We start from the raw sequence: 23430 nt of genomic DNA on the forward strand, positions 1-23430 counted from the left end.
GCGCCCCCAAGGGGAGTGAGTTGGACTTTCAGACCCGGATGACCTGCGGGCCCAGCAGGGAGTAGCGGTGGGCCTCGGCGGCCGGGAGCTGGGTGCTCGTCACGATCGCCTCCAGCGCGCCGACCTCCGCGAACCGGCAGAAGCTGACCGCGCCGAACTTGGTGTGCACGCCCGCGAAGACGGTGCGGCGCGCGGCCCGTATCGCCTGCGCCTTGACCTCGCTGACCGCCGGGTCGGGGGTGGTGAGGCCGTGCTCGCGGGAGATGCCGTTGGCGCCGATGTAGGCGAGGTCGATGACGAAACCGGCGAGCATCTTCGTCGTCCAGTGGTCGACGGTGGCCAGCGTGCCGGCCCGGACGCGGCCGCCGAGCAGCAGCACGGAGATCCGCTCGGCCTCCGCCAGGGCGCCCGCGACCGGCAGGGACGCGGTCACCACGGTGAGCGGCCGGCCGGCCGGCAGGGCCTCGGCGATGAGCTGCGGGGTGAAGCCCTCGTCCACGAAGACCGTCTCCGCGTCCCCGAGCAGCTCGGCCGCGGCGGCCGCGATCCGGCGCTTCTCGGGTACGTGGCTGGTGGCGCGGAAGGCGAGGGTCGTCTCGAAGCCCGCGCTCTCCACCGGATAGGCGCCGCCGTGCGTACGACGGACCAGTCCGTGGTCCTCCAGGGCGCGCAGATCGCGCCGGATGGTCTCCTTGGCCACGCCCAGCTCGACGGCGAGCGCGGTGACGTCGACCTGGCCGGTGGCGCGCGCGGCCCGCACGATCTCGCGCTGGCGTTCCTCCGCCGTCCTGATGGCCATGTCGTCACCCACTTCCCTGTGGAGCTGCCCGTTCGGGCCCATGGGGGAAGTTCTACCGTCGGTCTCCGGTGCTGACCAGGCCTGTTCCGGGCCCGATACTGCCCGTTTGTGCCCGTTCACCGAGGGCGGTGCCCGGCGCGGACCTGCACGGCCGTGTCCGCCGGGGTGGAAGCGGGCGTCCAGGATGCCCGAACACGGCGGCGGGCGGGCCCGTTCGGTGCCCGCCCGCGCGCGTGAGCGATCGTTTTGCGCCGCCGAGTGCCGTCGGACGGTTGCCCGAGGCGCCCAGAGGGCTCAGTACGGCCAGATCGGCGGGTCGTTCACGAAGTGCCCGCCGAGATGGCTGTGCGCCGGGTTCTGCGGGTCCAGCTCGCCCTGCTCGGCGATCAGCTTCCCGGCGTACGGCTCGGAGTCGTCCTGCGGCTCGTAACCGAGAGCCCGCGCGGTGGTCAGGTCCCACCACAGCCGGGTGTTCGCGGAGGAGCCGTAGACGACCGTGTGGCCGACGTCCTCGGCGGTCAGCGCCGCGTGGAAGAGACGGGCGCCGTCGGCCGGGCTCATCCACACCGAGAGCATGCGCACGCTGGTCGGCTCCGGGAAGCAGGAGCCGATGCGCACGGAGACGGTTTCGAGGCCGTGCCTGTCCCAGTACAGCTGGGCGAGGTCCTCGCCGAAGGACTTGGACAGGCCGTAGAAGGTGTCGGGGCGGCGCGGGGTGTCGATCGGGATCGGCGGCTCGCCCGGGCGCGGGGCCGGGGTGAAGCCGACGGCGTGGTTGGAGGAGGCGAAGACGATCCGGGGCACGCCCTCCTGGCGGGCGGCCTCGTAGAGGTTGTAGGTGCCCTCGATGTTGGACTTCAGGATCTTCTCGAAGGGGGCCTCCAGGGAGATGCCCGCCAGGTGCAGGACCGCGTCCACGCCCCGCACGGCCTCGCGCAAGGCCGCCGTGTCGGTGAGGTCGGCGGTGATCGCCTCCGGCTCGTCCTCGATCGGGCGCACGTCGAACAGGCGCAGCGTGTAGCCGTACGCCGGCAGCAGGGACCGCATCAGGGTGCCGAGCCCGCCGGCGGCGCCGGTGAGCAGAACGGTGCGGGGAGCGGGCATCCTCGGTTCTCCCTGTGGCCGGTATTCACATACGTAGACACGCTAGAGAGTTTCGCCGTGCATCGTCAAGTGTCGCGTGAAGTCGGTGAATTCGCTCGGGGACTTGCGGGTTCGCCCGCTTGACCGGCCACAAGAGGGCCCCGTAGCGTGGTCGCGTTCAGAAATATGGACGTGGATCAGAAACATGCACCGGCGTGTCTCGGTGCCGGCGTGTCCCAAGGGAGAGTCCGTGACGCCAGCCCCTCTCACCGAACGGCTCCGCGAACCGAGCGGGCCGCTCTTCTTCCCCGTCACGGCCTACGGCCCGGACGGCTCGCTCGACCTCGACGTCTACCGCACCCACGTCCGCCGGGGCGTCGCCGCCGGTGCCGCCGCCGTGTTCGCCTGCTGCGGCACCGGGGAGTTCCACGCGCTGCTGCCGGAGGAGTTCGAGGCCTGCGTCCGGGTGGCCGTGGCGGCGGCCGAGGGACGCGTCCCGGTCGTCGCGGGCGCCGGCTACGGCACCGCGCTCGCCGTCCGCTACGCCCGGCTCGCCGAGCAGGCGGGCGCCGACGGCCTCCTCGCCATGCCGCCGTACCTCGTCGTCGCCGGGCAGGAGGGCCTGCTGCGCCACTACCGTGAGCTCGCCGCGGCCACCGCGCTGCCGGTCATCGTCTACCAGCGCGACAACGCCGTCTTCACCCCGCGGACGGTGGCCGCACTCGCTCGCACCGACGGGATCACCGGCTTCAAGGACGGCCTCGGCGACCTCGACCTGATGCAGCGGATCATCAGCGCCGTACGCGCCGACGGCCCCGGCGACTTCCTGTACTTCAACGGCCTGCCCACCGCCGAGCAGACCCAGCTCGCCTACCACGCCCTCGGCGTCCCCCTGTACTCCTCGGCCGTCTTCTGCTTCGCCCCCGAGATCGCCCTCGCCTACTACCGGGCCCTTGCCGCGGGCGACACCGCGACCCTGCAACGCCTCCTGGACGGCTTCTACCGCCCCTTCGTGGAACTGCGCGCCCAGGGCCGCGGCTACGCCGTCTCCCTCGTCAAGGCGGGCGTACGGCTGCGCGGCCTGGACGTCGGCGAGGTCCGGCCCCCGCTGCACGAGCCGACCGAGGACCATGTCAAACAACTAGCCCAGCTGATCGAGCGGGGTTACGCGCTGCTGGAGGAGGGCGCGTGAGCGAGCCGAGCCCGGCACAGCCCTGGCGGGGGCGTTGGGCGGGTGTTGCACGCGGTCCGGCGGGCATGTGTGGGCGGGTGTTGCGTGGGGTTCGGAGGGGTGTGTGGGCGGGCGTCGCGTGTCGTCCGCCGGTGGGCGTGCGAGGGGGTTTCGGGTGCGGCCCCGCGGTGGGCGTGTGACGGGGGATCGGTGCGGAGGCGGGCGTGTGGTGAGGTGCGGTATGCGGTCCGGAGGCGGGGTGCGTGAAGGAGCGTCGGTGCGGCCCGGAGGTGGGCGTATGAGCATCTGTCCGTACGGCGTGGAGGAGGCTGCATGAAGGCGTCGGCGTTCGTCTACCCCTGGGACGTCAACGGGGACCCCGAGGCCCCCGCGCGCATCGCCGGGCTCGGCGTGGAACAGGTGACCCTCGCCGCCGCCTACCACTCCACCCGCGCCCTGACCCCCCGTCACCCCCGTCACCGCATCGTCACCGCCGAGTACGCGGCCGTCCTCTACCCGCCGGACAGCCGCTGGGCGGGCCGCGGCCTCAGGCCGTACCCCGCCGGCCGCTGGGCCCCGGGCGACGCCTACGGCGAGGCGGCAGCGGCCCTGGGCGCGGCGGGCCTGGGGGTGCACACCTGGGTCGTCCTCGCCCACAACTCCCGCATGGGCGCGGAACATCCGGACACCTCGGTGGTCAACGCCTACGGCGACCGCTACCCCTGGGCACCCTGCATCGCCCAGCCCGCCACGCGCGCGTACCTGACCGACCTGGCCGCCGAGGCCGCCGTACGCCCCGGCGCGCACGGCACCGAACTGGAGTCCGTCGGCTGGTACGGGCTCCAGCACCTGCACGCCCACGACAAGACCGGCGGTGTCGCCCTCGGCGAGGCCGGGCAGTACCTGATGTCCCTGTGCTTCTGCCCGTCCTGCCGCGCCGGGTACGCCGAACACGGCCTGGACCCCGGGGAACTGGCCGCGTCCGTGCGGGCCGCGCTGGAGCCGCTGTGGCGGGGCGCGGCGGACGACGAGGGCTGGCCGACGGTCGGGAAACTGCTCGGCGAGGAGAACGCGGCCCGCACGCGCGCGTGGCGCGACGACACCGCCGGCACGCTCCAGGAGGAGGCCGTCGCTGCCGTGCGCGCCGCCGCACCGGCCGGCTTCCAGGTCCTGCTGCACGCCGACCCGGTCTCCTACCACTGCGGCGCCAATGCCGGCGTCGACCCCGCCCGCGTCCTCGCCGTCGCCGACGGCGTGGTGGTGCCCTGCACGGGCGGTACGGCCCTGCTGGCGCCCTTCGCCGAAGCGGCCCGGGAGCGGACCGTGCTGGCCGCCAACCTCAGCGTCGTGACCGGGATGGGCGGCAGCCCCGGCACCCTCGCGGCAGACGCGGCACGCGCGCGTGCGCGGGGTGCGACCGAACTGCGGCTCTATCACGCCGGGTTGGCGTCGGACGGCGACCTCGCCGCGGTGCGCGAGGCGCTGTCGGCGCGCCGAGCGAGCGACGCCGCCGTCAACAGCAGCGCCACGCCGTAGAGCGGCAACAGCAGTGCGGGCGAGGCGAGTTCGACCAGACCCGCGCCGGCACCCAGTCCGATCACGTTGGGTGTGAAGACGAGCGTGTTGGCGGTGGCCGTCGCCTGGCCGAGCAGCGGGCCGGGCGTCTCCCGCTGGACGTCGGTGAACGCGGCGACGAGCACACAGGGCAGGCCGAGGCCGCCCGCCGCGGACGAGGCGAGGGCCACCGCGTCCGACGGCACGGCGCGCACGGCCGCCGCGAGTGCCGTCAGCGCGATCCCCGCCGCCGCGAACCGCCGCGCGCCGAGCCGCCGCAGCGCGGCCCCCGAGACGAGTCCGGCCAGCACCGAACCGGCGCCCTGGACGGCGTACAGCACGCCCGTGTACGCGGGGGAGTGGCCGAGCCGGTCGACGACGGCGTACAGCGTCGTGCTGCACAGGGAAGTGAGGAGCATCGTCGCACCGCCCGCCCGGACCAGCGGGCGCAGCCCCGGGTGTCCCCACAGGTGCCGGACGCCCGCCACGGTCTCGCTCCACCAGTCGCCGCCGGACCGGGCGGGCCGCTCCTCGCGCACCCGCAGCAGGGCGTACAGCCCGGCGGCGACCGCGAAGGTGCCCGCGTCCAGGCAGGCGACGGCGGGCCCGCCGAAGGCCGTGTACAGGCCCGCCCCGGTCAGCGGGGCGACGAGCTTCATGCCCTCGGTGACGGCCATGCGCAGCCCGTTGAAGTCGCCGAGGCGCTCCGGCCCGATCGCCGCGGTCACCAGGGCCGACTCGGCCGCGTCATGAATGACCTCGGCGGCACCGTAGACCAGAAGAACGGCGAAGAGCAGCCACAGGCCGCCCGGGGAGTCCACCGTGCACAGGGTGAGCAGCAGGGCCGCCAGGCCCGCGTTCAGCGCCACCAGCAGGGGGCCTCGGCGCACACGGTCAGCGATCGTGCCCAGCGTCGGGCCGGCCAGGGTGGGCGCCCACATGGCGAGCAGGCACAGCGCGGCCAGACCGTCGGACCCGGTGAGGTCCTTCACCCACACGCCCGATGCCAGGAACAGCGCGGAGTTGCCGAAGCCCGACACCACCACCGCCGTCAGATACAGCCCCGCGTTGCGGTCCCGCGGCACGCGGAGCAGGGTTCGGGAAGTCGTCATGCCTGCTCATCGTGGGTCTAAGGCGAGCGGGTGCGGATCGGTGAGGTGCCGTAATCCTCACGGCCGACGGAAGGCGGGCCGTGGGAGGGGCTGCGCGGCACCGATGAGTTTTCGCGTCCCGGCCGGTCTGCCCTTCGTATGAGGAGTGCGACCGCGAAGGAGTAGCGGCATGACCATGATCGACCTCGGCCCGCAGACCAGAATGGTGGCGGGGCTGGCCGAAACCGTCACGGACGAACAGCTCACGGCCGCCACGCCGTGCCCGGATCTCGCGGTGCGGAATCTGCTCGGCCACATCCACATGCTCTCCGTGGCCTTCCGCGACGCCGCGCGCAAGGACCTCGGGCCGACGACCGACACCAACCCGGCCGCGGCCGTCCCGGACATCGGCTCCGGCTGGCGCGAGACGCTGCCCAAGGCCCTGGACGAACTCGCCGACGCCTGGCGTGATCCGGCGGCCTGGACCGGCATGACCCGCGCGGGCGGGGTGGAGCTGCCGGGCGAGGTGGCCGGTGCCGTCGTCGCGGACGAGCTGGTCATCCACGGCTGGGACCTGGCCCAGGCCATCGGACGCCTCTACGCCCCCGACCCCGCCGCCCTCGACGCGGCCCATGGCTTCCTGCTCATGGCGGCCGAGGACCCGAACCGCGGCGGCGGCCTCTTCGGGCCGGTCGTCCCGGTGGCGGAGGACGCGCCGCTGCTGGAGCGGGCGGTGGGGCTGAGCGGCCGGGACCCGATGTGGCGTCCCTGACCGAGTAGGAGGGCATTCGCGACCTGAGTACGCGCACCGGTGTGGTGGCCCTCCGGGGCGAACGGGACCCCCGGGCCTGGGGTGGCGCGGGCGATCGCGACGGTTCTGATGGGCCTGCTCCGTCCGGCCGCCGTCACCTTCGCCGGGCGCTCCGTGAGGGCGACGGACAGCTGCGGCACGACGACTGCTCGGCTGTTCGACCGCGCTGAACACAAGGGTGCTGTTCCTGGTGCTCACGCTGTCCGCCCCGGGACGGGGCACGGTGACCGAAAGCTCTTGTTCCGCTTGCCGGGTGGACGGCGGTGACGCCACGGGGGGCCGTACTCTCCCTCCATGCCCCTCACCCTCACCGTCCTCGGCACCGCCTCCCCGCACCCCGGCCCCGGCCGGCCCTGCTCCGGGTACCTGCTGTCCGGCGGGGGTGCCGAGGTGTGGGTGGACGCGGGGCCGGGGACGTTCGCCGCGTTGCAGCGGCACACGGATCCCGCGCGGCTCACCGCGATCTGGATCTCCCATCTGCACGCCGACCACAGCGCCGACCTGCTGTCGGCCGCCTACGCGTTCGCCTTCGGCGGGATGACCCCGGCCGCACCGATCCCGGTGTACGCCCCGCAGGACTGCGCCCGCCGGCTGGCCGGCTTCCTCGGGCGGGCGGACGTCGACTTCCTCAAGGACGTCCTCGACTTCCGGCCCCTGTACGACGGCCATGACGTCCGGCACTGGAACCTCCGCCTCACCGCACGCGCCGTCGCCCACGACACCGAGGCGTACGGCCTGCGCGCCGAATGCCAGGGCAGCGTGCTCGCCTACTCGGGGGACAGCGGTCCCTGCGCCGCGCTCACCGAACTCGCCCTGCGCGCCGACCTGTTCCTGTGCGAGGCGGACATCGATGGACATCGCGACAGCGAACAGGTCCATCTGACGCCGGAGGACGCCGGCCGTATCGCCCTCGAGGCGCGCGTACGCGAACTGCTCGTCACCCATGTCGGACCCACGCTCAGCCGCGAGGAAGCCACCGCCCGCGCCGCCGCCGTCTCCGGCCGGCCCACGCACACCGCGGTCGAGGGCGACATCCGCACCGTCTGAGGCCGCCGCCCGCCTCCTTCGCCAGATGCACCGACCTTCGTCAGAAGCACCGATCTCCGCTAGAAGCACCGGCCTTTGTCAGAAGCATTGACGAAACCCGGGCCCCCTCCTACCTTCAACGCGTCGTACTTCGTACGTCATATATGAGACGCGATATGTGAGATCCGAGAGGGCCGCATGACCTCTGTGCCCACCCCGATCCCGTCCCGCACGCAGTTCGTGCTGGACGCGATCAAACACCGCATCCTCACCGGGCAGCTGACGCCCGGTCAGGCCCTGGTCGAAACGGAGCTGGCCGCGCAGTTCGGGGTGTCCAAGACCCCGGTGCGGGAGGCGCTGAAGACCCTCGCCGGGACCGGACTCGTCGTGATGAGCCAGTACAAGGGCGTCACGGTGCGCATGGTGGACGCGGACATGGCACGCGAGGTCTACGACGTGCGGCTGCTGCTGGAGCCGGAGGCACTGAGAAGAGCCGTAGGGCGGGGCGCCCCACTCGACGCCGCGCGCCACGCGCTGACCCGGGCCGACAACGCCACCGACACCGCCGAACGGTCGCTCGCCAACCGGGAGTTCCACCGCGCCCTGTACCTGCCGTGCGGCAACCCGCTGCTCGGCCGGATGCTCGACGAGGTCCGCGACCAGGCCGCCCTGGTCTCCGCCGTCGCCTGGGCCGCCGACCCCTCCTGGGAGCTGGAGGCCGCCGAGCACCGGGAGATCCTCCGGCTCGCCCTCGACGGCGACGCCGACGGCGCGGCGAGCGCCCTGCACGCCCACATTGCCTCCTTCGTGCGGCGCGCATTCCCCTCGGACACCGAAGCGGCCGAGGAGACCGCGGTCGCCGGACCCCATGCAGAGGAAGGTCATTCATGAGCGGCGTGACGTTCGAGGCTCAACGGGCGGCCCTGGCCGACGTGGTGGCCATCCCGGTGACCCCCTTCGCCGCGGACGGCTCCGTCGACACCGCCGTCCACCGGTCCCTGCTGCGTCGCCTGCTCGACGGCGGGATCCGCACCCTCACCCCCAACGGCAACACCGGCGAGTTCTACGCCCTCACCCCCGAAGAACGCCGCCTGGTCACCGAGTTGACCATCGAGGAGGCGGGTGACCGCGCCGCGATCCTCGTCGGCGTCGGCCACGACCTGCCCACCGCCATCGCCTCCGCCCGGCACGCCCGCGAGCTCGGCGCCGGCATGGTCATGGTCCACCAGCCCGTCCACCCGTACGTCTCGGCGGCCGGCTGGGTCGACTACCACCGTGCCGTCGCCGAGTCCGTGCCCGAGCTGGGCGTGGTGCCGTACATCCGCAACGCGCAGCTGACCGGCGCCCGGCTCGCCGAACTCGCCGACCACTGCCCGAACGTCATCGGCGTGAAGTACGCCGTGCCGGACGCCGCACGGTTCGCGGCCTTCGCCCGTGACGCGGGCCTGGACCGCTTCGTCTGGGTCGCCGGCCTCGCCGAGCCGTACGCCCCCTCCTACTTCTCCGCGGGCGCCACCGGCTTCACCTCCGGGCTGGTGAACGTCGCCCCGGCCGTCTCGCTGAACATGATGGAAGCGCTTCGATCCGGCGACTATCCGGCCGCCATGAAGGTCTGGGAGCAGATCCGCCGCTTCGAGGAACTCCGCGCCGCCCACCGCTCCGCCAACAACGTCACCGTCGTCAAGGAGGCCCTCGCCGCGCTCGGCCTGTGCCGCCGGGACGTCCGCCCGCCGAGCAGACCGCTGCCCGAGGACGAGCGCGCCGAGGTCGCCGCCATCGCCGAGGGGTGGTCCATATGACCGACGCTGCGAAGAAGTTGAGAAGCCATCAGTGGTACGGCACCGACGGGCTGCGGTCGTTCAGCCACCGCGCCCGGACCCGCCAGCTCGGCTACCTCCCCGAGGAGCACCTCGGCAAGCCGGTCATCGCGATCCTCAACACCTGGTCCGACATCAACCCCTGCCATGTGCACCTGCGGGATCGCGCCCAGGCCGTGAAACGAGGGGTGTGGCAGGCCGGCGGGTTTCCGCTGGAGTTCCCGGTCTCGACGCTGAGCGAGACCTTCCAGAAGCCGACGCCGATGCTCTACCGGAACCTGCTGGCGATGGAGACCGAGGAACTGCTGCGGTCCTATCCGGTCGACGGGGCCGTGTTGCTGGGCGGCTGCGACAAGTCCACGCCCGCGCTGCTGATGGGGGCGGCCAGCGCCGATCTGCCCGCCGTCTTCGTGCCCGCCGGGCCCATGCTGCCGGGGCACTGGCGGGGCGAGGTGCTCGGGTCCGGCACGGACATGTGGAAGTACTGGGACGACAAGCGGGCCGGTCTCATCGGCGACTGCGAGATGACCGAGCTGGAGAGCGGGCTCGCGCGCTCCCCGGGGCACTGCATGACCATGGGTACGGCGTCCACCCTGACCGCCGCCGCCGAGGCCCTCGGTGTGACCGTGCCGGGCGCGTCGAGCATTCCCGCCGTCGACTCCGGACACGAGCGGATGGCCGCCAGGGCCGGGATGACGGCCGTGGAGCTGGTACGCAGCGACCGGAGGCTGTCGCGGATCCTCACGCGTGAGGCCTTCGAGGACGCGGTCGCGACGGTGCTGGGGCTCGGCGGCTCCACCAACGCCGTGATCCATCTGATCGCCATGGCCGGCCGCGCCGGGGTGAAGCTCACCCTGGACGACTTCGACCGCATCGCCCGGACCGTGCCCGTCCTTGCCAACGTCCGCCCCGGCGGCGAGAAGTACCTGATGGAGGACTTCCACTTCGCGGGCGGCCTGCCCGGCTTCCTGTCCCGGATCACCGACCTGCTCCATCTGGACCGGCCGACGGTGTCGCACGACACCCTGCGCGAGCAGCTGAACGGCGCCCAGGTGCACCACGACGACGTCATCCGCCCCCGCGACAACCCGGTCGCGCGCGAGGGCGGGGTCGCGGTCCTGCGCGGCAACCTCTGCCCGGACGGCGCGGTCATCAAGCACATCGCGGCCGAGCCGCACCTGCTCAAGCACACCGGCCCGGCGGTCGTCTTCGATGACTACAGGACCATGCAGCGCACCATCAACGACCCCGCGCTCGGCATCACCGCCAACAGCGTGCTGGTGCTGCGGGGCGCCGGTCCGAAGGGCGGCCCGGGCATGCCCGAGTACGGCATGCTGCCCATCCCCGACCACCTGCTCAAGCAGGGCGTGCGGGACATGGTCCGGATCTCCGACGCCCGGATGAGCGGCACGAGTTACGGCGCCTGTGTGCTGCACGTGGCCCCGGAGTCGTACGTCGGCGGCCCCCTGGCCCTCGTACGCACCGGGGACCTGATCACCCTGGACGTCGAGGCCCGCCGCCTCCATCTCCACGTGGACGACGCGGGGTTGGAGCGACGGCGCGCCGCGTGGACACCGCCGCCGGCTCGTTACGAACGCGGCTACGGCGTCCTCTACAACGGACAGATCACGCAGGCCGACACCGGCTGCGACTTCGAGTTCCTGGCCCGGCCGGGCCAGGTGCCGGACCCCTACGCCGACTGAACACACCTGTGATCGAAGCGCTTCACCCATGTGCGTGTAGCAAGCGCTTCCTGTGACCAGCTGTACCCGCCCCACTGCGAACGGAGAAGAGTCATGGCCCAAGCCGCGGCCGTGGCGAAACCGCCCGCGCCACCCCGGCGGCGCCGTGCCTCCGCGACCCCGCGCAGGCTGCCGTACCTGCTGATCGCCCCGGCGGCCCTGCTGATGCTGGGCTTCATCGCCTACCCGGTGCTCAGCGTCTTCTACTACAGCCTGCAGAACTACAACCCGACCAAGCCGTGGCGGAACGGCTTCGCGGGGCTCGGCAACTTCACCCAGATCTCGCGGTGAGCAACGGCGGCGGCCAGGTCACCAAGGGCTCCAACGGCACGTCGGCGGGCGACGACGAACTGAGGGCCTTCAGGGCCGGGGCCGTATCGATCGGGTAACACCGCTCGCTCTGTGGGACGTTATGCGCGTAGACAGTCTCTGACCTGGTACATCACTCCAACCACCAGATCCGGAGAATTCATGCGGAAGTCCCACAGAGCCGTTGCCCTCGGTGCTGTCTGTGCCCTCGCCGGTGTCGCGCTGTACGGCGCGGGCGCGGCCAGCGCCGGTCAGTCGACGGCGAACTCCACCCACGAGCCCTACAACATCGGGCAGTTGGTGAAGGACATCGACACCTACTACGGCACGACCGCCGACAGCAATGGCGTCTACCAGGCGTCCCCGGACAGCCCGTACGCCAAGGACCTGGCGCAGATCGACGCCGACGCCAGGCGCTACATCGACAAGGCGGCCCGCAAGGCCCGGCACCACGGCGAGAAGCCGGCCGTCATGTTCGACATCGACGACACCCTGCTGCTCAGCCTCGACTACGAGAAGCGCTACAACTACACGTACAACCCCACCACGTGGAACGACTACGTGAACCGCGCCGACCGCCCGGCCGTCTTCGGCAGCCCCGAGCTGGTGCGGTACGCCGAGTCCAAGGGCGTCGAGGTCTTCTACAACTCCGGCCTGAGCGAGGCACAGCGCGCCGCCGCGGTCGCGAACCTGAAGAAGGTCGGCGCCGATGTGAACCTCGACACCGACCACATGTTCCTCAAGGACAAGGCCAACCCGCCGGCCTACCTGAGCGACTGCGCCATCCCGGGCACCTGGAACTGCACGACCGTGCAGTACAAGTCCGGCACCCGCAAGCACATCGAGGACGACCTCGGGTACACGATCATCGCCGACTTCGGCGACCAGTACTCGGACCTGGACGGCGGCTACACCGGCCGTACCTACAAGCTGCCGAACCCGACCTACTTCGTCAGCTGAGTCACTCCGGGCAGGCGCCCGGCAGCCGCTCGTACCCGGCCCCCGTCACAGGCAGCACCGTGCCGTGGCGGGGGCCGCGCGGAACAGGGCGTCAACCATGGGCGGCGAAGTCACCGGTCACCGTGTAGGAACGCCCTCCGGCCGCGCCCGTGATCGTGTACCGGTCGTTCTTCGCGTCCCGGCCGCCGCGCTCGTGGTTGTACTGCCCCGCGAACACCCACTGCCCGGCCGGGACCGTACGGCCCGCCTTGAGCGTCCAGGTGTGGACGAGGAAGCCGCCCTGTTCCTCGGCGGTCTGCGTGAAGTCCGTCTCGGGCAGTGAACGCCAGGCGCCGGCCGAGGAGACCCCGCCGGTCTCCGCGACCTTCAACCGGACCGTGAGCGCCGTCAGTTGCCTCGATGTCTTCAGGGTCACATTGCTCTGCGCCCAGAAGTCGTTGCTGTGCGGGTCCACCGAGCCGTCCGACCACAGCGGCCCGTCCTGCGCGCCCTGTGCCACGGGCGGCCGTGCGGAGCTCTGCGGTGTGCGGGGCGGTGGGGAAGCCGGGGTGCCGGAGGGACGCGTGGCGCCGCCGGTGGGTGCCGGCGCGGTGGTGTGCGCCGGCGGCGGTGTCGTCGCGGCCGGCGAGGAGGCCGGCGCCGAGGAGACCGCGACCGTCTGCCGGGCCGGCTCGTCGCCGTGGACCGCGGACGCCACCGCGTACCCGCCGACGGCGAGCACCCCGGCGACCGCCGCGGTGGCACCGGCCACCCGGGCCCAGCTGAGGACCGGCCGACGCGTCACCCGGTGGCCCAAGCGGCCGGACGGCGCGGCCATGCCGCGCTCCACGCGGGCCAGGATGCGCGCGCGGTCGGGTTCGTGGGCCTCGGCCGCCTCGTGCAGCCGGGCGCGCAGCTCGTCGTGCACGTCCTGCCGCCTCATCGGTCCCTTCCCCGGCTCTCGCCGCCCCGGGCCGCCATCGCCGCGTGCATCCGCCGCGGATCGACCTGGGAGCCGAGCAGCCGCTGGAGTTCGGCCATGCCCTTGGACGTCTGGCTCTTCACCGTACCCACCGGGACGCCGAGCGCGATCGCGGTGTCCTTCTCCGAGAGGTCGAACGCGTGCCGGAGCACCACACACGCCCGTTTGCGGAACGGCAGTCCGCGCAGGGCCTCCTGTACGTCCACCACTCCGGCGACGTCCGGGTTGTCGGCCGTCTCCTCGCGGTGCGACCAGAACAGGGCGACCCTGCGGCGTTCGCGCACCGCGCTGCGGATCCTGGAGCGGGCCAGGTTGGCGACCACGCCCCGCGCGTACGCCACCGAGTGGTCCGCCGCACGCACCCGGTCCCAGCGGTGCCACAGCGCCAGCGGCGCGTCCGCGGCCAGGTAGTCGGCGGTGCGGCTCTTCGCGCGACTGTACGGGATACCGGACGTCGTATGGCCCCCCGAACCGGATTCCGTAACACAGGGAAAACCTGAAACAGGTTGAACAGGGGAACAATCCAGCCAGCATCCGCAAGCCGATCATCAGGTGACGAGGAGTGGGACCATGTCAGTGGACCGGTACTTCAGGATCTCCGAGCGGGGATCCACGTTCGCCCGGGAGATACGCGGCGGTTTCGCCACGTTCTTCACCATGGCCTACATCCTTGTCCTGAACCCGATCATCCTGGGCAGCGCCAAGGACAAGTTCGGGCACACGCTGGACACCGGCCAACTCGTCACCGCCACCGCGCTGGTGGCGTGCGTGATGACGATCGTCATGGGCGTGGGCGGCAACCTCCCGCTGGCCATCGCCGCCGGCCTCGGCCTCAACGCCGTCGTCGCCTTCCAGTTGGCGCCTCTGATGAGCTGGCCCGATGCGATGGGCCTGGTGGTCCTGGAGGGCCTGCTCATCTGCCTGCTGGTGCTCACCGGACTGCGTCAGGCCATCATGAACGCGATCCCGCAGCAGCTGAAGCAGGCCATCGGCGTCGGCATCGGCCTGTTCATCGCCTTCATCGGCTTCGTCGACGCCGGGTTCGTCAGCCGCATCCCGGACGCCGCGCACACCACCGTGCCGGTCCAGCTCGGTGCCGTCGGGCGCCTCACCGGCTGGCCCGTGCTCGTCTTCTGTCTTGGCGTCCTGCTGACCATCGCGCTGCTCGCGCGGAAGGTGAAGGGTGCGATCCTCATCAGCATCGTGACGATGACCGTCGTCGCGATCATCATCAACGCCGTCGCCGACATCAGGAGCTGGGGCCTGACCACGCCCAAGGTCCCCGACAAGCTCGTCGCCGCCCCGGACTTCGGGCTCGTCGGTCACTTCAGCCTGTTCGGCGGCTTCGCCAAGGCCGGTGTCCTCACCGCCGTCCTGCTGGTCTTCACCCTCATCCTGTCCGACTTCTTCGACGCGATGGGCACGATCGTCGGCATCAGCGCGGAGGCCGGGCTGCTGGACGAGAAGGGGCAGGTGCCCGGCATCGGCCGCGTGCTGTTCATCGACGGCGCCGCGGCCGCCGTCGGCGGTCTCGGCTCCGCCTCCTCCAACACCGCCTACATCGAGTCCGCGGCCGGCGTCGGCGAGGGCGCCCGCACCGGCCTCGCCAACCTCGTCACCGGCGGCCTGTTCGGCCTCGCCCTCTTCCTCGCCCCGCTGCTCACCATCGTCCCGCTCCAGGCGGCGGCGCCCGCGCTGATCGCGGTGGGCTTCCTGATGATGACCCACGTCAAGCACATCGACTGGGACCGGTACGAGATCGCCATTCCGGCGTTCCTCACCATCGCGGCGATGCCGTTCACCTACTCGATCACCGACGGGATCGGGGCGGGCTTCGTCTCCTACGTCGTCATCAAGACGGTGCTGGGGAAGGCACGGGAGGTCAACTGGCTGCTGTGGGCCGTGTCGGCGCTGTTCCTCGTGTACTTCGCGATCGACCCCGTCGAGCAGATCCTCGGGGTGAAGTGAGGGCTGCTCACCACGCCGCTCACCACGCCGCTCACTTCAGCGCCGCCTGCATCATCGCCTTCGCCACCGGGGCCGCCAGACCGTTGCCGCTGACCTCCGACCGTGCCGCGTCCGACTGCTCGACCATCACCGCCACGGACACCTCCTTGCCGTTGGTGCCGGACTTGGCGAAGGACGTGAACCAGGCGTACGGCGTCTTGCTGTTGTTCTCGCCGTGCTGGGCGGTGCCGGTCTTGCCGCCGACGGTGGCGCCGTCGATCAGGGCGTTCGTGCCCGTCCCCTCCTTGACGACCGTCTCCATCGCCGACTGGAGCTGCTCGGCGGTGGAGGAGGAGACGATCTCCTTGCTGTCCGCGCCGTCGTCGTAGTTCTGCAACACCTCACCGCCGCTGTCGGTGATCTGCGACACCATATGCGGCGAGACCAGCTTGCCGCCGTTGGCTATGGCCGCGGACACCATGGCCATCTGCAGCGGGGTCGCGGTGACGTCGAACTGGCCGATGCCGGAGAGGCCGGTCTGCGCCTTGTCCATGCCGGAGGGGTACACGCTGGCGTAGGCCCGCACCGGCACGTCCTGCGCGTTGTCGTTGAAGCCGAACTTCTCGGCCATGGCCCTCACCTTGTCCTGGCCGAGCTGGACGGCCATGTGGCCGAAGACGTTGTTGCAGGAGTACTGCAGGGCCCTGCGGATCGACGCGTTCTTGCACGGCGCCGACCTGTTCTCGTTCGTCAGCGGACGCACCGTGCCCGGCAGGACGTACGGGTCGGGGCTGTCGGTCGGTTCGTCCACGTTCTTGTACAGCCCGTCCTCCAGCGCGGCCGCCGCCACGACCAGCTTGAAGGTCGAGCCCGGCGGCAGCGGCTGGCGCAGCGCGCGGTTGGTGAGCGGCTTGTCCTTGTCGGCGTTGAGCTGCTTCCAGGCGGTGCCGGCCGTGCCCGCGTCGGTGAGCGCGGAGGGGTCGTACGACGGTGTGGACACCGCCGCGAGGATCTTGCCGGTCTTCGGGTCGATCGCGACGGCCCCGCCCTTCTTGTCGCCGAGCGCGCGGTAGGCCGCCTTCTGCACGTCCGGGTCGATCGTGGTGAGCACGTTGCCCGGGTCGGCGCGCTTGCCGGTGAGCGTGCCCAGCACGTTCTTCAGCCGGTTGTCCGTGCCGTTGAGCAGGTCCTTGTAGATGCCCTCCAGCTGGGTGGGGGCGTAGGCCTGCGAGGCGTAGCCCGTCACCGCCGCGTAGAGCCTCCCGTCCGTGTACGTCCGCTTGTACGCGAGGTCGCTCCCCTTGGTCCGCGTGGAGCCGGTGATCGGGCTTCCGGCCACGATGATGTTCCCGAGCGGCTGTGCGTACGTCCGGATCACGTTCCGCCGGTTGTCGTTGTCGTCCGCGAGGGCCTTGCCGTCGTAGAACTGCACCCAGGTCGCCCTGATCAGCAGAGCGAGCACGAGCAGCAGCGCGAAGACGGACGCCCGCCTGATCGTCTTGTTCATCCCGCTGTGAAGACGACCGGGACGGGGTCGATCGTTCCCGTACGCCCCGTTTTCTCATCGTGTGCTCAGGAAACCGGCCTCGTAGGCGGCGATCACCGCCTGGGTGCGGTCCCGGGTGCCCGTCTTGGCCAGCACCGCCGCGACGTGCGACTTCACGGTGGCGGGGCCCACGTCCAGCCGCCCGGCGATCTCGGCGTTGGTCAGTCCGTCGGCCATGAGCCGCAGCACATCGCGCTCGCGTCCGGTGAGTTTGCTCACCCAGGGCGCGGACGGAGCGGCCGCCCGCCCGTGCTCGGCCGCCAGGGCCCGTACGGCCGACGGGAACAGCAGGCTGTCGGTGCGCGCCACCAGCCGTACCGCCTGCACCAGGGACTCGGCGTCGGACCGCTTCAGCAGGAAGCCGGCGGCTCCGGCGCGCAGGGCGTCGTACACGTAGGAGTCGTTCTCGAAGGTGGTCACGACGACGATCCGCGGCGGCTGTGCCATGGTGCCGACGATCTGCTCGGTGGCCCGGATGCCGTCGACGTCCGGCATGCGGACGTCCATGAGCACGACGTCGGGCCGCAGTTCCCGGACCACGGACACGGCCTCGGCGCCGGTCGTGGCCTCGCCGACCACCTCCAGGCCCGGCTCGGCGGAGAGGATGGCACGCAGGGCGGTGCGGACCATGCGCTCGTCGTCGGCGAGGACGATGCGCAGGGCGGGCCGGGTCATGCGGATCCCTTCGAAAGCGGTGGGGTGAGCGGGCCGGGTGGCGTCGTGGGCGGTGTCAGGGGCAGTCGTACGCACAGGCGCCAGGAGTCCTTTGACGGTCCCGCCCGCACCGTGCCGCCGAGCAGCCGCACCCGGTCGGCGATGCCCCGCAGACCATGGCCGCCGCCGGGACGGGGAGCCGGGACGGCGCCCAGGGGGTTCTCGACGGTGATCTCCAGGTGCCCGGCGTCGGCGGTGATGCGGACGGCCACGGGCGAGCCGGCGTGTTTCAGGGCGTTGCTCAGCCCCTCCTGCACGATCCGGTACGCCTCCCGGGAGACCAGCGGCGGCAGGGCGGCGGGGTCGGTGCCGACGGTCGCCGTCACGGGCTGCCCGGCGGCCCGGGTCCGGCGCAACAGACCTTCCAGGTCGCTCTCCAGGGTCGGCGCGGGCGCGGTGCCCGGCGCGTCCCCGTCCCGCAACACACCGAGTACGGCGTCGAGTTCGCCGACCGTGCGCCGGGTGGTCTCCTCGATGGCGGCGAGCGCCTCGCGGACGAACTCCGGGTCGGTGTCGAGGAGCCGGCGGGCCGCGCTCGCCTGGAGGGTGACGGCGCTCAGGGCGTGGCCGACACAGTCGTGCAGCTCGCGGGCGAGCCGGTTGCGCACGGCGAGGTCGGCGGCGCGGGCCTCGGCGGCGGCCAGCCGGTCCTCGGGGGTGGGCCCGAGCAGCGCGGGCGCCCAGCGGGCCAGCAGGGCCCCGCAGCCGGCGGCGCACGCGGCGAGCGCGGGGAGCGTGGCCAGGCCGGCGACCGGTGACAGCGCCAAAGCCCAGGGAGAGCCGATGAGTTCGGGAGCGAGCGGGGAGTGGCCCAGCCCGACGAGCAAGGGGAGGACGATCAATGTCGCCGCGAACGGCGGGACGGCCAGCGACATCCCGGAGATGATCCCGCCGAGGCCGAGGTGCAGCGTGAACCAGATGGCCGTGCGGCCCCGTTCGGCCCGCGTCCGGGCCGGGCCGTGGGCGAGCAGGTCCGCGTCGATCCCGCACAGGGCCCTGACCGCCGCCGACTCCAGCGGCCGGGTCAGCGGGAACAGCGAGGTGACGGCGGCGATCGGCAAGCCGACCGCGAACGAGCCCAGTTGGAGCGGCAGGGACCGGAAGACGTCGTCCACGCCGGTGAGCGGACCGACGATCACCGAGCCGACGAGGACGTAGGGCATGGCGAGCGCGCCGCCGAGGATCAGATGGATCCAGCGGCGCCGCGCCCGCCCGCCGAACAGCAGCCACAACGCCCGGATCACCGCGGCGCCTTGACGGGCCGGTCCCTGAGGAAGCGGGCGATGACGCTCGCCACGAGGAAGCCGCTGACCATCTGCCCAGCGTAGGTGAGATCGGTCAGCGCTGTCGGCCTGTCACCCGACACCAGCACCGCCAGCCACACCCATCCGGCCCAGCAGGCCACCGCCCCGGAACCGGTCCAGGCCAGCGTCAGGGGTACGGCGACCGGCAGCCCGCGGCCCCTGCGGAAGGCGAGCTGCCAGGCACCGGTGACGGCCGCGGCGAGGAAGAGGAGGTAGACGCACTGCATGGACCGATGGCCGCCGCCGTCCAGGTCCGTCGCCCCACAGGCGCACAACAGCCGCACCGCGCCCGGGAGCAGCGCGGCGAGAGCCGCCGTCACGGCCGTCCGCCGCTGTGCCTTCGTCGGCCTGCTCCCGGCCGGCAGTTCCCCGACCCGCCCACGCCACAGATGCCCCCAGCGCTCACAGGCGTACCCGGCGAACAGCGCGCCCAGAGCCAGTCCCTGCACGATGAACCCGCTGTAGACCACGCCGAAGACCCAGTCGGCCAGGAAGGGTTTGCCGTCGCTGTGGCCGTCTTCGCCGCCGTGCAGGACCAGTTGCAGGGGGAAGCCCACCATGATCGGTGCGAGGAGTCCCACGGCGAGCCACATCGGCACCGTGAGCAGCCAGGCGGGCACCCGCCGCCCCCACGGGCGTGTCAGCAGCATCGCCAGCACGACCACGGTCGCGTCCATCAGCACGGTGAGGCCGTTGATGAGCGCCATGGTCAGCCGGTGCTCCAGCAGCGGGCTGCCGTCCGGGATGCCGAGGTGGCTCCCGGCGATCCAGGCGAGCTTGAGGGACAGATAGGGCAGGCAGGCGGCGACGGCGACAAACCGGAGCGAACGCCGCCGGGCGGAGACACCCGTGGGGACAGGGGCTGTTGAGATCGTCATGGCTCAACGCTCCCGCGCGATCGGGGGAGTTCACCTCCTGCGGCCCGACGATCCGTCTCCGCCGCGCGGGGGAGGAACTCAGTCCTCCAGGACGAGCACGACCTCCTCGATCTCCCGGCCCCGTCCGCTCGCGTACCCGCGGGCCCGGGCCGTCTCGCGGAAGCCGCACTTGTGGAGCACCCGCAGCGACGCGGCGTTGTCGGCCGCCGCCCGCGCGTACAGCGGCCGTTCGGGCACCTCGGCGAGCAGCGCCCGCAGCGCCGCCGTCGCCACACCGCGGCCCCAGTAGGCGCGGTCGATCCAGTAGGTGACCTCGCGCTCGCCGGCCACCCCGTAGACCGCCGCGTTGCCCGCCACGTCCCCGTCGGCCAGGACCGTGCGCAGGACGTCGGAGGACCTGCGCAGCCGCTCCCAGTGGGTCGCGAAGGACTCCCGGTCGTAGGGCTTCTCCGGGCCGAACGCGGCCATCCGGACGGACTCCGGGTCGGTCATCTGCCGGAAGAATACCGGCAGGTCACGGTCCTCGACGGCACGCAGCGCGATCTTCATGGGGCCCGAGCCTACGACGGCCCGGGCGGCGCACCCGTGAACCGCGCGCCTCAGAGCCTGCGGGTCGCCAGCGTCAGCCGGTCGCGGGCGTCGAACAGCGCGTCCTTGATCATCTGCTCGTGGGCGGGCGTCAGCCGGGCCACCGGCACCGAGCAGCTGATCGCGTCCCGGGCCGGCGTGCGGTAGGGGATCGCCACGCCGAAGCAGCGCAGGCCCAGCGTGTTCTCCTCGCGGTCGACCGCGAAGCCCTGCTCCCGCACCTGGTGCAGCTCCTCGATGAGCCTCTCCCGGTCGGTGAGGGTGTTCTCGGTGAGCGCGGGCAGCGTCTCCGGCAGCAGCTTGCGCACCTGTTCGTCGCTGTACGTGGCGAGGATCGCCTTGCCGAGGGAGGTGGAGTGGGCCGGCAGCCGGCGCCCGACCCGGGTGAAGGGGCGCAGGTAGTGCTGGGACTGGCGGGTGGCGAGGTAGACGACGTTGGTGCCGTCGAGTCGGGCCAGGTGGATCGTCTCGGTCGTGTCGTCCGAGAGGCGGTCGAGGGTCGGGCGCGCCGCCGCCACCACCTCGTCGCCGTCGATGTACGAGGTGCCCACCAGCAGCGCCCGCACCCCGATGCCGTACCGCGTGCCCGTGGCGTCGGTCTCCACCCAGCCCAGCTCCACGAGCGTGCGCAGCAGCATGTACAGGCTGGACTTGGGGTATCCCACGGCCTCCTGGACCGCCGCGAGGGAGTGCATGCCGGGCTTGCCGGCGAAGTACTCGAGCAATTCAACGGTCCGTACCGCGGACTTGACCTGTGCCCCGCCCGTCTCGCCTGCCGACATCGCCCTTGACCCCTTCAATCGCCGGGAAATAGTCTCCGAGCAGCATATTCATCATCAGAGACAGTGTTCAGTATATCGAACGCGACTGATCGGTGACCCTACTTCTTGCGGCCTTACTGGAGGGACCCGCGGTGGCAGCAGCACCAGTCTGGAGTGTCGACCCGCGTACCGGGAAGCAGCGTGAGCAGGTTGCGGTGGAGGCTACCGCCCAGGAGGTGGACGCGGCGGTGCGGGCGGCCCACGCCGCACGCGGCTTTCTCGCCGACCGTGCGGTGCGCTCCGCCTTCCTCCGCTCGGCCGCCGCGGGCCTGGACGCGGCCAGGGACGGCCTGGTCGAGACCGCCGACGCCGAGACCGCCCTCGGCCCGGTCCGGCTGACCGGCGAACTCGCCCGCACCAGCTACCAACTGCGGTCCTTCGCCGACATCGTCGACGAGGGCGCCTTCCTCGACGTCGTCATCAACCACCCCGACGACACGGCGACCCCGCCCGTCCCGGACCTGCGCCGCTACAAGGTGCCGCTCGGCGTCGTCGCCGTCTACTCCGCCTCCAACTTCCCCTTCGCCTTCTCCGTCGCCGGCGGCGACACCGCGAGCGCGCTCGCCGCGGGCTGCCCGGTCGTCGTCAAGGCCCACCCCGACCACCCGGCCCTGTCCGAACTGGTCGCCAAGGTGCTGCGCCGGGCCGCCGCCGAGCACGGCATCCCCGAGGGCGTCGTCGGCCTCGTGCACGGCTTCGAGGCGGGCGTCGAGCTGATCGGGCACCCGCTGGTCGCCGCGGCGGGCTTCACCGGTTCGGTACGGGGCGGGCGCGCCCTCTTCGACGCGGCCGCCGCCCGTCCGGTGCCGATCCCGTTCCACGGTGAGCTCGGCTCGCTGAACCCGGTCCTGGTGACCGAGGCCGCCGCCGCCGAGCGCGCCGAGGAGATCGGCACCGGGCTCGCCGGGTCGATGACGCTGGGCGTCGGGCAGTTCTGCGTGAAGCCCGGTCTGGTGCTGGTGCCGTCCGGCGCGGCGGGCGACGGCCTGGTCAAGGCCCTGACGGCCGCGGTGAGCAACACCGAGGCGGGGGTGCTGCTCGACCACCGGATGCGGGACAACTTCCTCGCCGGGGTCGAGGAGCGCGGCCGACTGGCCGGCGTGGACTCCCCGGTCACCCCGGGCGCGGGCGGTGAACACACCGTCAGCGCCGGGTTCCTCAGCGTGCCGGCGGACAGGCTGGCCTCCGCGGGGGCGTACGACCTGCTGCTGGAGGAGTGCTTCGGGCCGGTCACCGTGGTGGCCCGCTACGCCGACGAGGCGGAGGCCGCCGCGGTGCTCTCCCGGCTGCCGGGGAACCTGACGGCCACCGTCCAGCTGTCCTCGCAGGAGGCCGCCGGACAGGGGCGGGGGCCGGAACTCCTCGCCCAGCTGACCCCGCTGGCCGGGCGCGTGGTCGTGAACGCCTGGCCGACCGGGGTCGCGGTGGCACCGGCCCAGCACCACGGGGGGCCGTACCCGGCGACGACCTCCACGTCCACGTCCGTGGGCGGTACGGCCATCGAGCGGTGGCTGCGGCCGGTCGCGTACCAGAACGCGCCCGCCGCCCTGCTGCCGGCCGAGCTGAAGGACGACAACCCCCTCGGGCTGCCCCGGCGGTTCAACGGCCGCCTCGAGCGCTGAACACCGGTCCGTACGGCAAGGAACCTGAGACACTCGCGCCATGGACGTGGAACTCCCCGAACTCCCCTTCCTGCTGCGTACCTACGGGCCCGACGGGAACTGGTCGTACGAGGACGGTGTGCTGACCGGATGGGCCGGCCCCCGGCAGGACCGGTTCGTCCCGCCCACCGGGGAAGCCCTGGACCCCGCCTCCGACGCGCCCCGGCTGCTCGGCGCGCCGGAAGGCGACTTCCAGCTGATCGCCCGGGTCACCGTCGGGTTCAACGCGTCCTTCGACGCGGGCGTGCTCTACGTCCATGTCGGCGAGCGGGCCTGGGCCAAGCTGTGCCTGGAGTACTCCCCGGACGTGCCCACCGTCTGCACGGTGGTCACCCGGGGACACTCCGACGACGCCAACTCCTTCACGGTGGAGGGGAGTTCGGTGTGGCTGCGGGTCAGCCGGACCGGGCGCGCCTTCGCCTTCCACGCCTCCCGGGACGGCGCGCGCTGGACCTTCGTCCGGCTGTTCACGCTGGGGGACGAGAAGGAGACGGACTCGGCCCTGGTCGGCTTCATGACCCAGTCGCCGCTGGGGGAGGGCTGCGTGGTCACCTACGACCACATCGGGTTCACGCCGAGCTGGCCGCAGGATCTGAGAGACGGGAGCTAGCCGGCGCCCGCCGCGCCCGGTTCACCCGCCTCGGAAC

General features: G+C 72.1%; 21 protein-coding genes and 2 pseudogenes. 12 read left to right on the top strand and 11 right to left on the bottom strand.

The features are described 5' to 3' along the window. Nucleotides 1-28: 28 nt before the first annotated feature. Both ACWC2T_RS25115 and ACWC2T_RS25120 read right to left on the bottom strand, forming a co-directional pair. On the bottom strand, nt 29-799 hold the full coding sequence (locus ACWC2T_RS25115; RefSeq protein WP_450672605.1) for a DeoR/GlpR family DNA-binding transcription regulator: 771 nt from the start codon (nt 797-799) through the stop codon (nt 29-31). Between the two features lie 294 nt (nt 800-1093). Then, complete coding sequence (locus tag ACWC2T_RS25120; protein ID WP_450672606.1) at nt 1094-1903, bottom strand: NAD-dependent epimerase/dehydratase family protein; 810 nt, start codon at nt 1901-1903, stop codon at nt 1094-1096. A 229-nt stretch (nt 1904-2132) separates the two neighbouring features. Here ACWC2T_RS25120 and ACWC2T_RS25125 point away from each other — a divergent pair, with 229 nt between their 5' ends. Together ACWC2T_RS25125 and ACWC2T_RS25130 are read left to right on the top strand one after the other, a co-directional pair. Next, on the top strand, nt 2133-3074 hold the full coding sequence (locus ACWC2T_RS25125) for a 5-dehydro-4-deoxyglucarate dehydratase (RefSeq protein WP_450672607.1): 942 nt from the start codon (nt 2133-2135) through the stop codon (nt 3072-3074). A 312-nt stretch (nt 3075-3386) separates the two neighbouring features. Then, nucleotides 3387-4589, top strand: a complete 1203-nt coding sequence (locus ACWC2T_RS25130) for a hypothetical protein (protein ID WP_450672608.1) — start codon at nt 3387-3389, stop codon at nt 4587-4589. Here ACWC2T_RS25130 and ACWC2T_RS25135 read toward each other — a convergent pair. Then, nucleotides 4487-5719: an MFS transporter gene (locus ACWC2T_RS25135; protein WP_450672609.1), complete on the bottom strand. Its 1233-nt coding sequence runs from the start codon at nt 5717-5719 to the stop codon at nt 4487-4489. The two genes, ACWC2T_RS25130 and ACWC2T_RS25135, sit on opposite strands and share 103 nt — an antisense overlap. A 169-nt stretch (nt 5720-5888) precedes the next feature. Between ACWC2T_RS25135 and ACWC2T_RS25140 the strand changes: the two genes are divergently transcribed. From ACWC2T_RS25140 to ACWC2T_RS25170, 7 genes and pseudogenes are all read left to right on the top strand, one after another. Next, nucleotides 5889-6470, top strand: coding sequence for a TIGR03086 family metal-binding protein (locus ACWC2T_RS25140; RefSeq protein ID WP_450672610.1), 582 nt, complete (start codon nt 5889-5891; stop codon nt 6468-6470). Between the two features lie 333 nt (nt 6471-6803). Continuing rightward, complete coding sequence (locus tag ACWC2T_RS25145) at nt 6804-7556, top strand: MBL fold metallo-hydrolase (RefSeq protein WP_450672611.1); 753 nt, start codon at nt 6804-6806, stop codon at nt 7554-7556. 177 nt (nt 7557-7733) lie between these two features. After that, entirely contained in the window at nt 7734-8426 is a 693-nt protein-coding gene (locus ACWC2T_RS25150) for a GntR family transcriptional regulator (protein ID WP_450672612.1), read from the top strand. After that, nucleotides 8423-9334 (top strand): dihydrodipicolinate synthase family protein, encoded by a 912-nt coding sequence (locus tag ACWC2T_RS25155; protein ID WP_450672613.1) that lies wholly within the window; start codon nt 8423-8425, stop codon nt 9332-9334. The genes ACWC2T_RS25150 and ACWC2T_RS25155 overlap by 4 nt, the downstream gene beginning before the upstream one ends. Continuing rightward, nucleotides 9331-11055, top strand: coding sequence for an L-arabinonate dehydratase (gene araD, locus ACWC2T_RS25160; protein ID WP_450672614.1), 1725 nt, complete (start codon nt 9331-9333; stop codon nt 11053-11055). The genes ACWC2T_RS25155 and araD overlap by 4 nt, the downstream gene beginning before the upstream one ends. A gap of 93 nt (nt 11056-11148) precedes the next feature. Then, nucleotides 11149-11376 (top strand): annotated as a pseudogene (locus ACWC2T_RS25165) (carbohydrate ABC transporter permease); the annotation flags it as partial. A gap of 189 nt (nt 11377-11565) precedes the next feature. Then, nucleotides 11566-12363, top strand: coding sequence for an HAD family acid phosphatase (locus ACWC2T_RS25170; protein ID WP_450672615.1), 798 nt, complete (start codon nt 11566-11568; stop codon nt 12361-12363). Between the two features lie 91 nt (nt 12364-12454). On the opposite strand, the gene ACWC2T_RS25175 is transcribed toward ACWC2T_RS25170, so the two are convergent. Together ACWC2T_RS25175 and ACWC2T_RS25180 are read right to left on the bottom strand one after the other, a co-directional pair. After that, complete coding sequence (locus ACWC2T_RS25175) at nt 12455-13285, bottom strand: hypothetical protein (protein WP_450672616.1); 831 nt, start codon at nt 13283-13285, stop codon at nt 12455-12457. Next, nucleotides 13282-13740: pseudogene (locus ACWC2T_RS25180) on the bottom strand (sigma factor-like helix-turn-helix DNA-binding protein); the annotation flags it as partial. The gene ACWC2T_RS25175 and the pseudogene ACWC2T_RS25180, both read right to left, overlap by 4 nt. Before the next feature lie 154 nt (nt 13741-13894). Between ACWC2T_RS25180 and ACWC2T_RS25185 the strand changes: the two are divergent. Then, a complete protein-coding gene (locus ACWC2T_RS25185; RefSeq protein ID WP_450672617.1) occupies nt 13895-15292 on the top strand; it encodes an NCS2 family permease in 1398 nt (465 codons plus the stop codon). Nucleotides 15293-15323: 31 nt separating this feature from the next. On the opposite strand, the gene ACWC2T_RS25190 is transcribed toward ACWC2T_RS25185, so the two are convergent. The 6 genes from ACWC2T_RS25190 to ACWC2T_RS25215 all read right to left on the bottom strand — a co-directional run bounded on the left by ACWC2T_RS25190 (nt 15324) and on the right by ACWC2T_RS25215 (nt 21083). Then, nucleotides 15324-16778, bottom strand: coding sequence for a peptidoglycan D,D-transpeptidase FtsI family protein (locus ACWC2T_RS25190; protein WP_450672618.1), 1455 nt, complete (start codon nt 16776-16778; stop codon nt 15324-15326). A gap of 54 nt (nt 16779-16832) precedes the next feature. After that, nucleotides 16833-17492 (bottom strand): response regulator, encoded by a 660-nt coding sequence (locus tag ACWC2T_RS25195; protein WP_450672619.1) that lies wholly within the window; start codon nt 17490-17492, stop codon nt 16833-16835. Further along, nucleotides 17489-18772, bottom strand: coding sequence for a sensor histidine kinase (locus tag ACWC2T_RS25200; RefSeq protein WP_450672696.1), 1284 nt, complete (start codon nt 18770-18772; stop codon nt 17489-17491). The genes ACWC2T_RS25195 and ACWC2T_RS25200 overlap by 4 nt, the downstream gene beginning before the upstream one ends. Further along, complete coding sequence (locus tag ACWC2T_RS25205) at nt 18772-19713, bottom strand: hypothetical protein (RefSeq protein WP_450672620.1); 942 nt, start codon at nt 19711-19713, stop codon at nt 18772-18774. The genes ACWC2T_RS25200 and ACWC2T_RS25205 overlap by 1 nt, the downstream gene beginning before the upstream one ends. Nucleotides 19714-19791: 78 nt before the next feature. Beyond that, a complete protein-coding gene (locus ACWC2T_RS25210) occupies nt 19792-20262 on the bottom strand; it encodes a GNAT family N-acetyltransferase (RefSeq protein WP_450672621.1) in 471 nt (156 codons plus the stop codon). Between the two features lie 50 nt (nt 20263-20312). Further along, nucleotides 20313-21083, bottom strand: a complete 771-nt coding sequence (locus tag ACWC2T_RS25215) for an IclR family transcriptional regulator (RefSeq protein WP_351209461.1) — start codon at nt 21081-21083, stop codon at nt 20313-20315. A 131-nt stretch (nt 21084-21214) separates the two neighbouring features. On the opposite strand from ACWC2T_RS25215, the gene ACWC2T_RS25220 reads away from it, so the two are divergent. Both ACWC2T_RS25220 and ACWC2T_RS25225 read left to right on the top strand, forming a co-directional pair. Next, nucleotides 21215-22744 (top strand): aldehyde dehydrogenase (NADP(+)), encoded by a 1530-nt coding sequence (locus ACWC2T_RS25220; protein ID WP_450672622.1) that lies wholly within the window; start codon nt 21215-21217, stop codon nt 22742-22744. 40 nt (nt 22745-22784) lie between these two features. Then, entirely contained in the window at nt 22785-23393 is a 609-nt protein-coding gene (locus ACWC2T_RS25225; RefSeq protein ID WP_450672623.1) for a DUF1349 domain-containing protein, read from the top strand. Nucleotides 23394-23430 lie beyond the last annotated feature (37 nt).

The sequence above is a fragment of the Streptomyces sp. NPDC001393 genome, assembly GCF_053597455.1.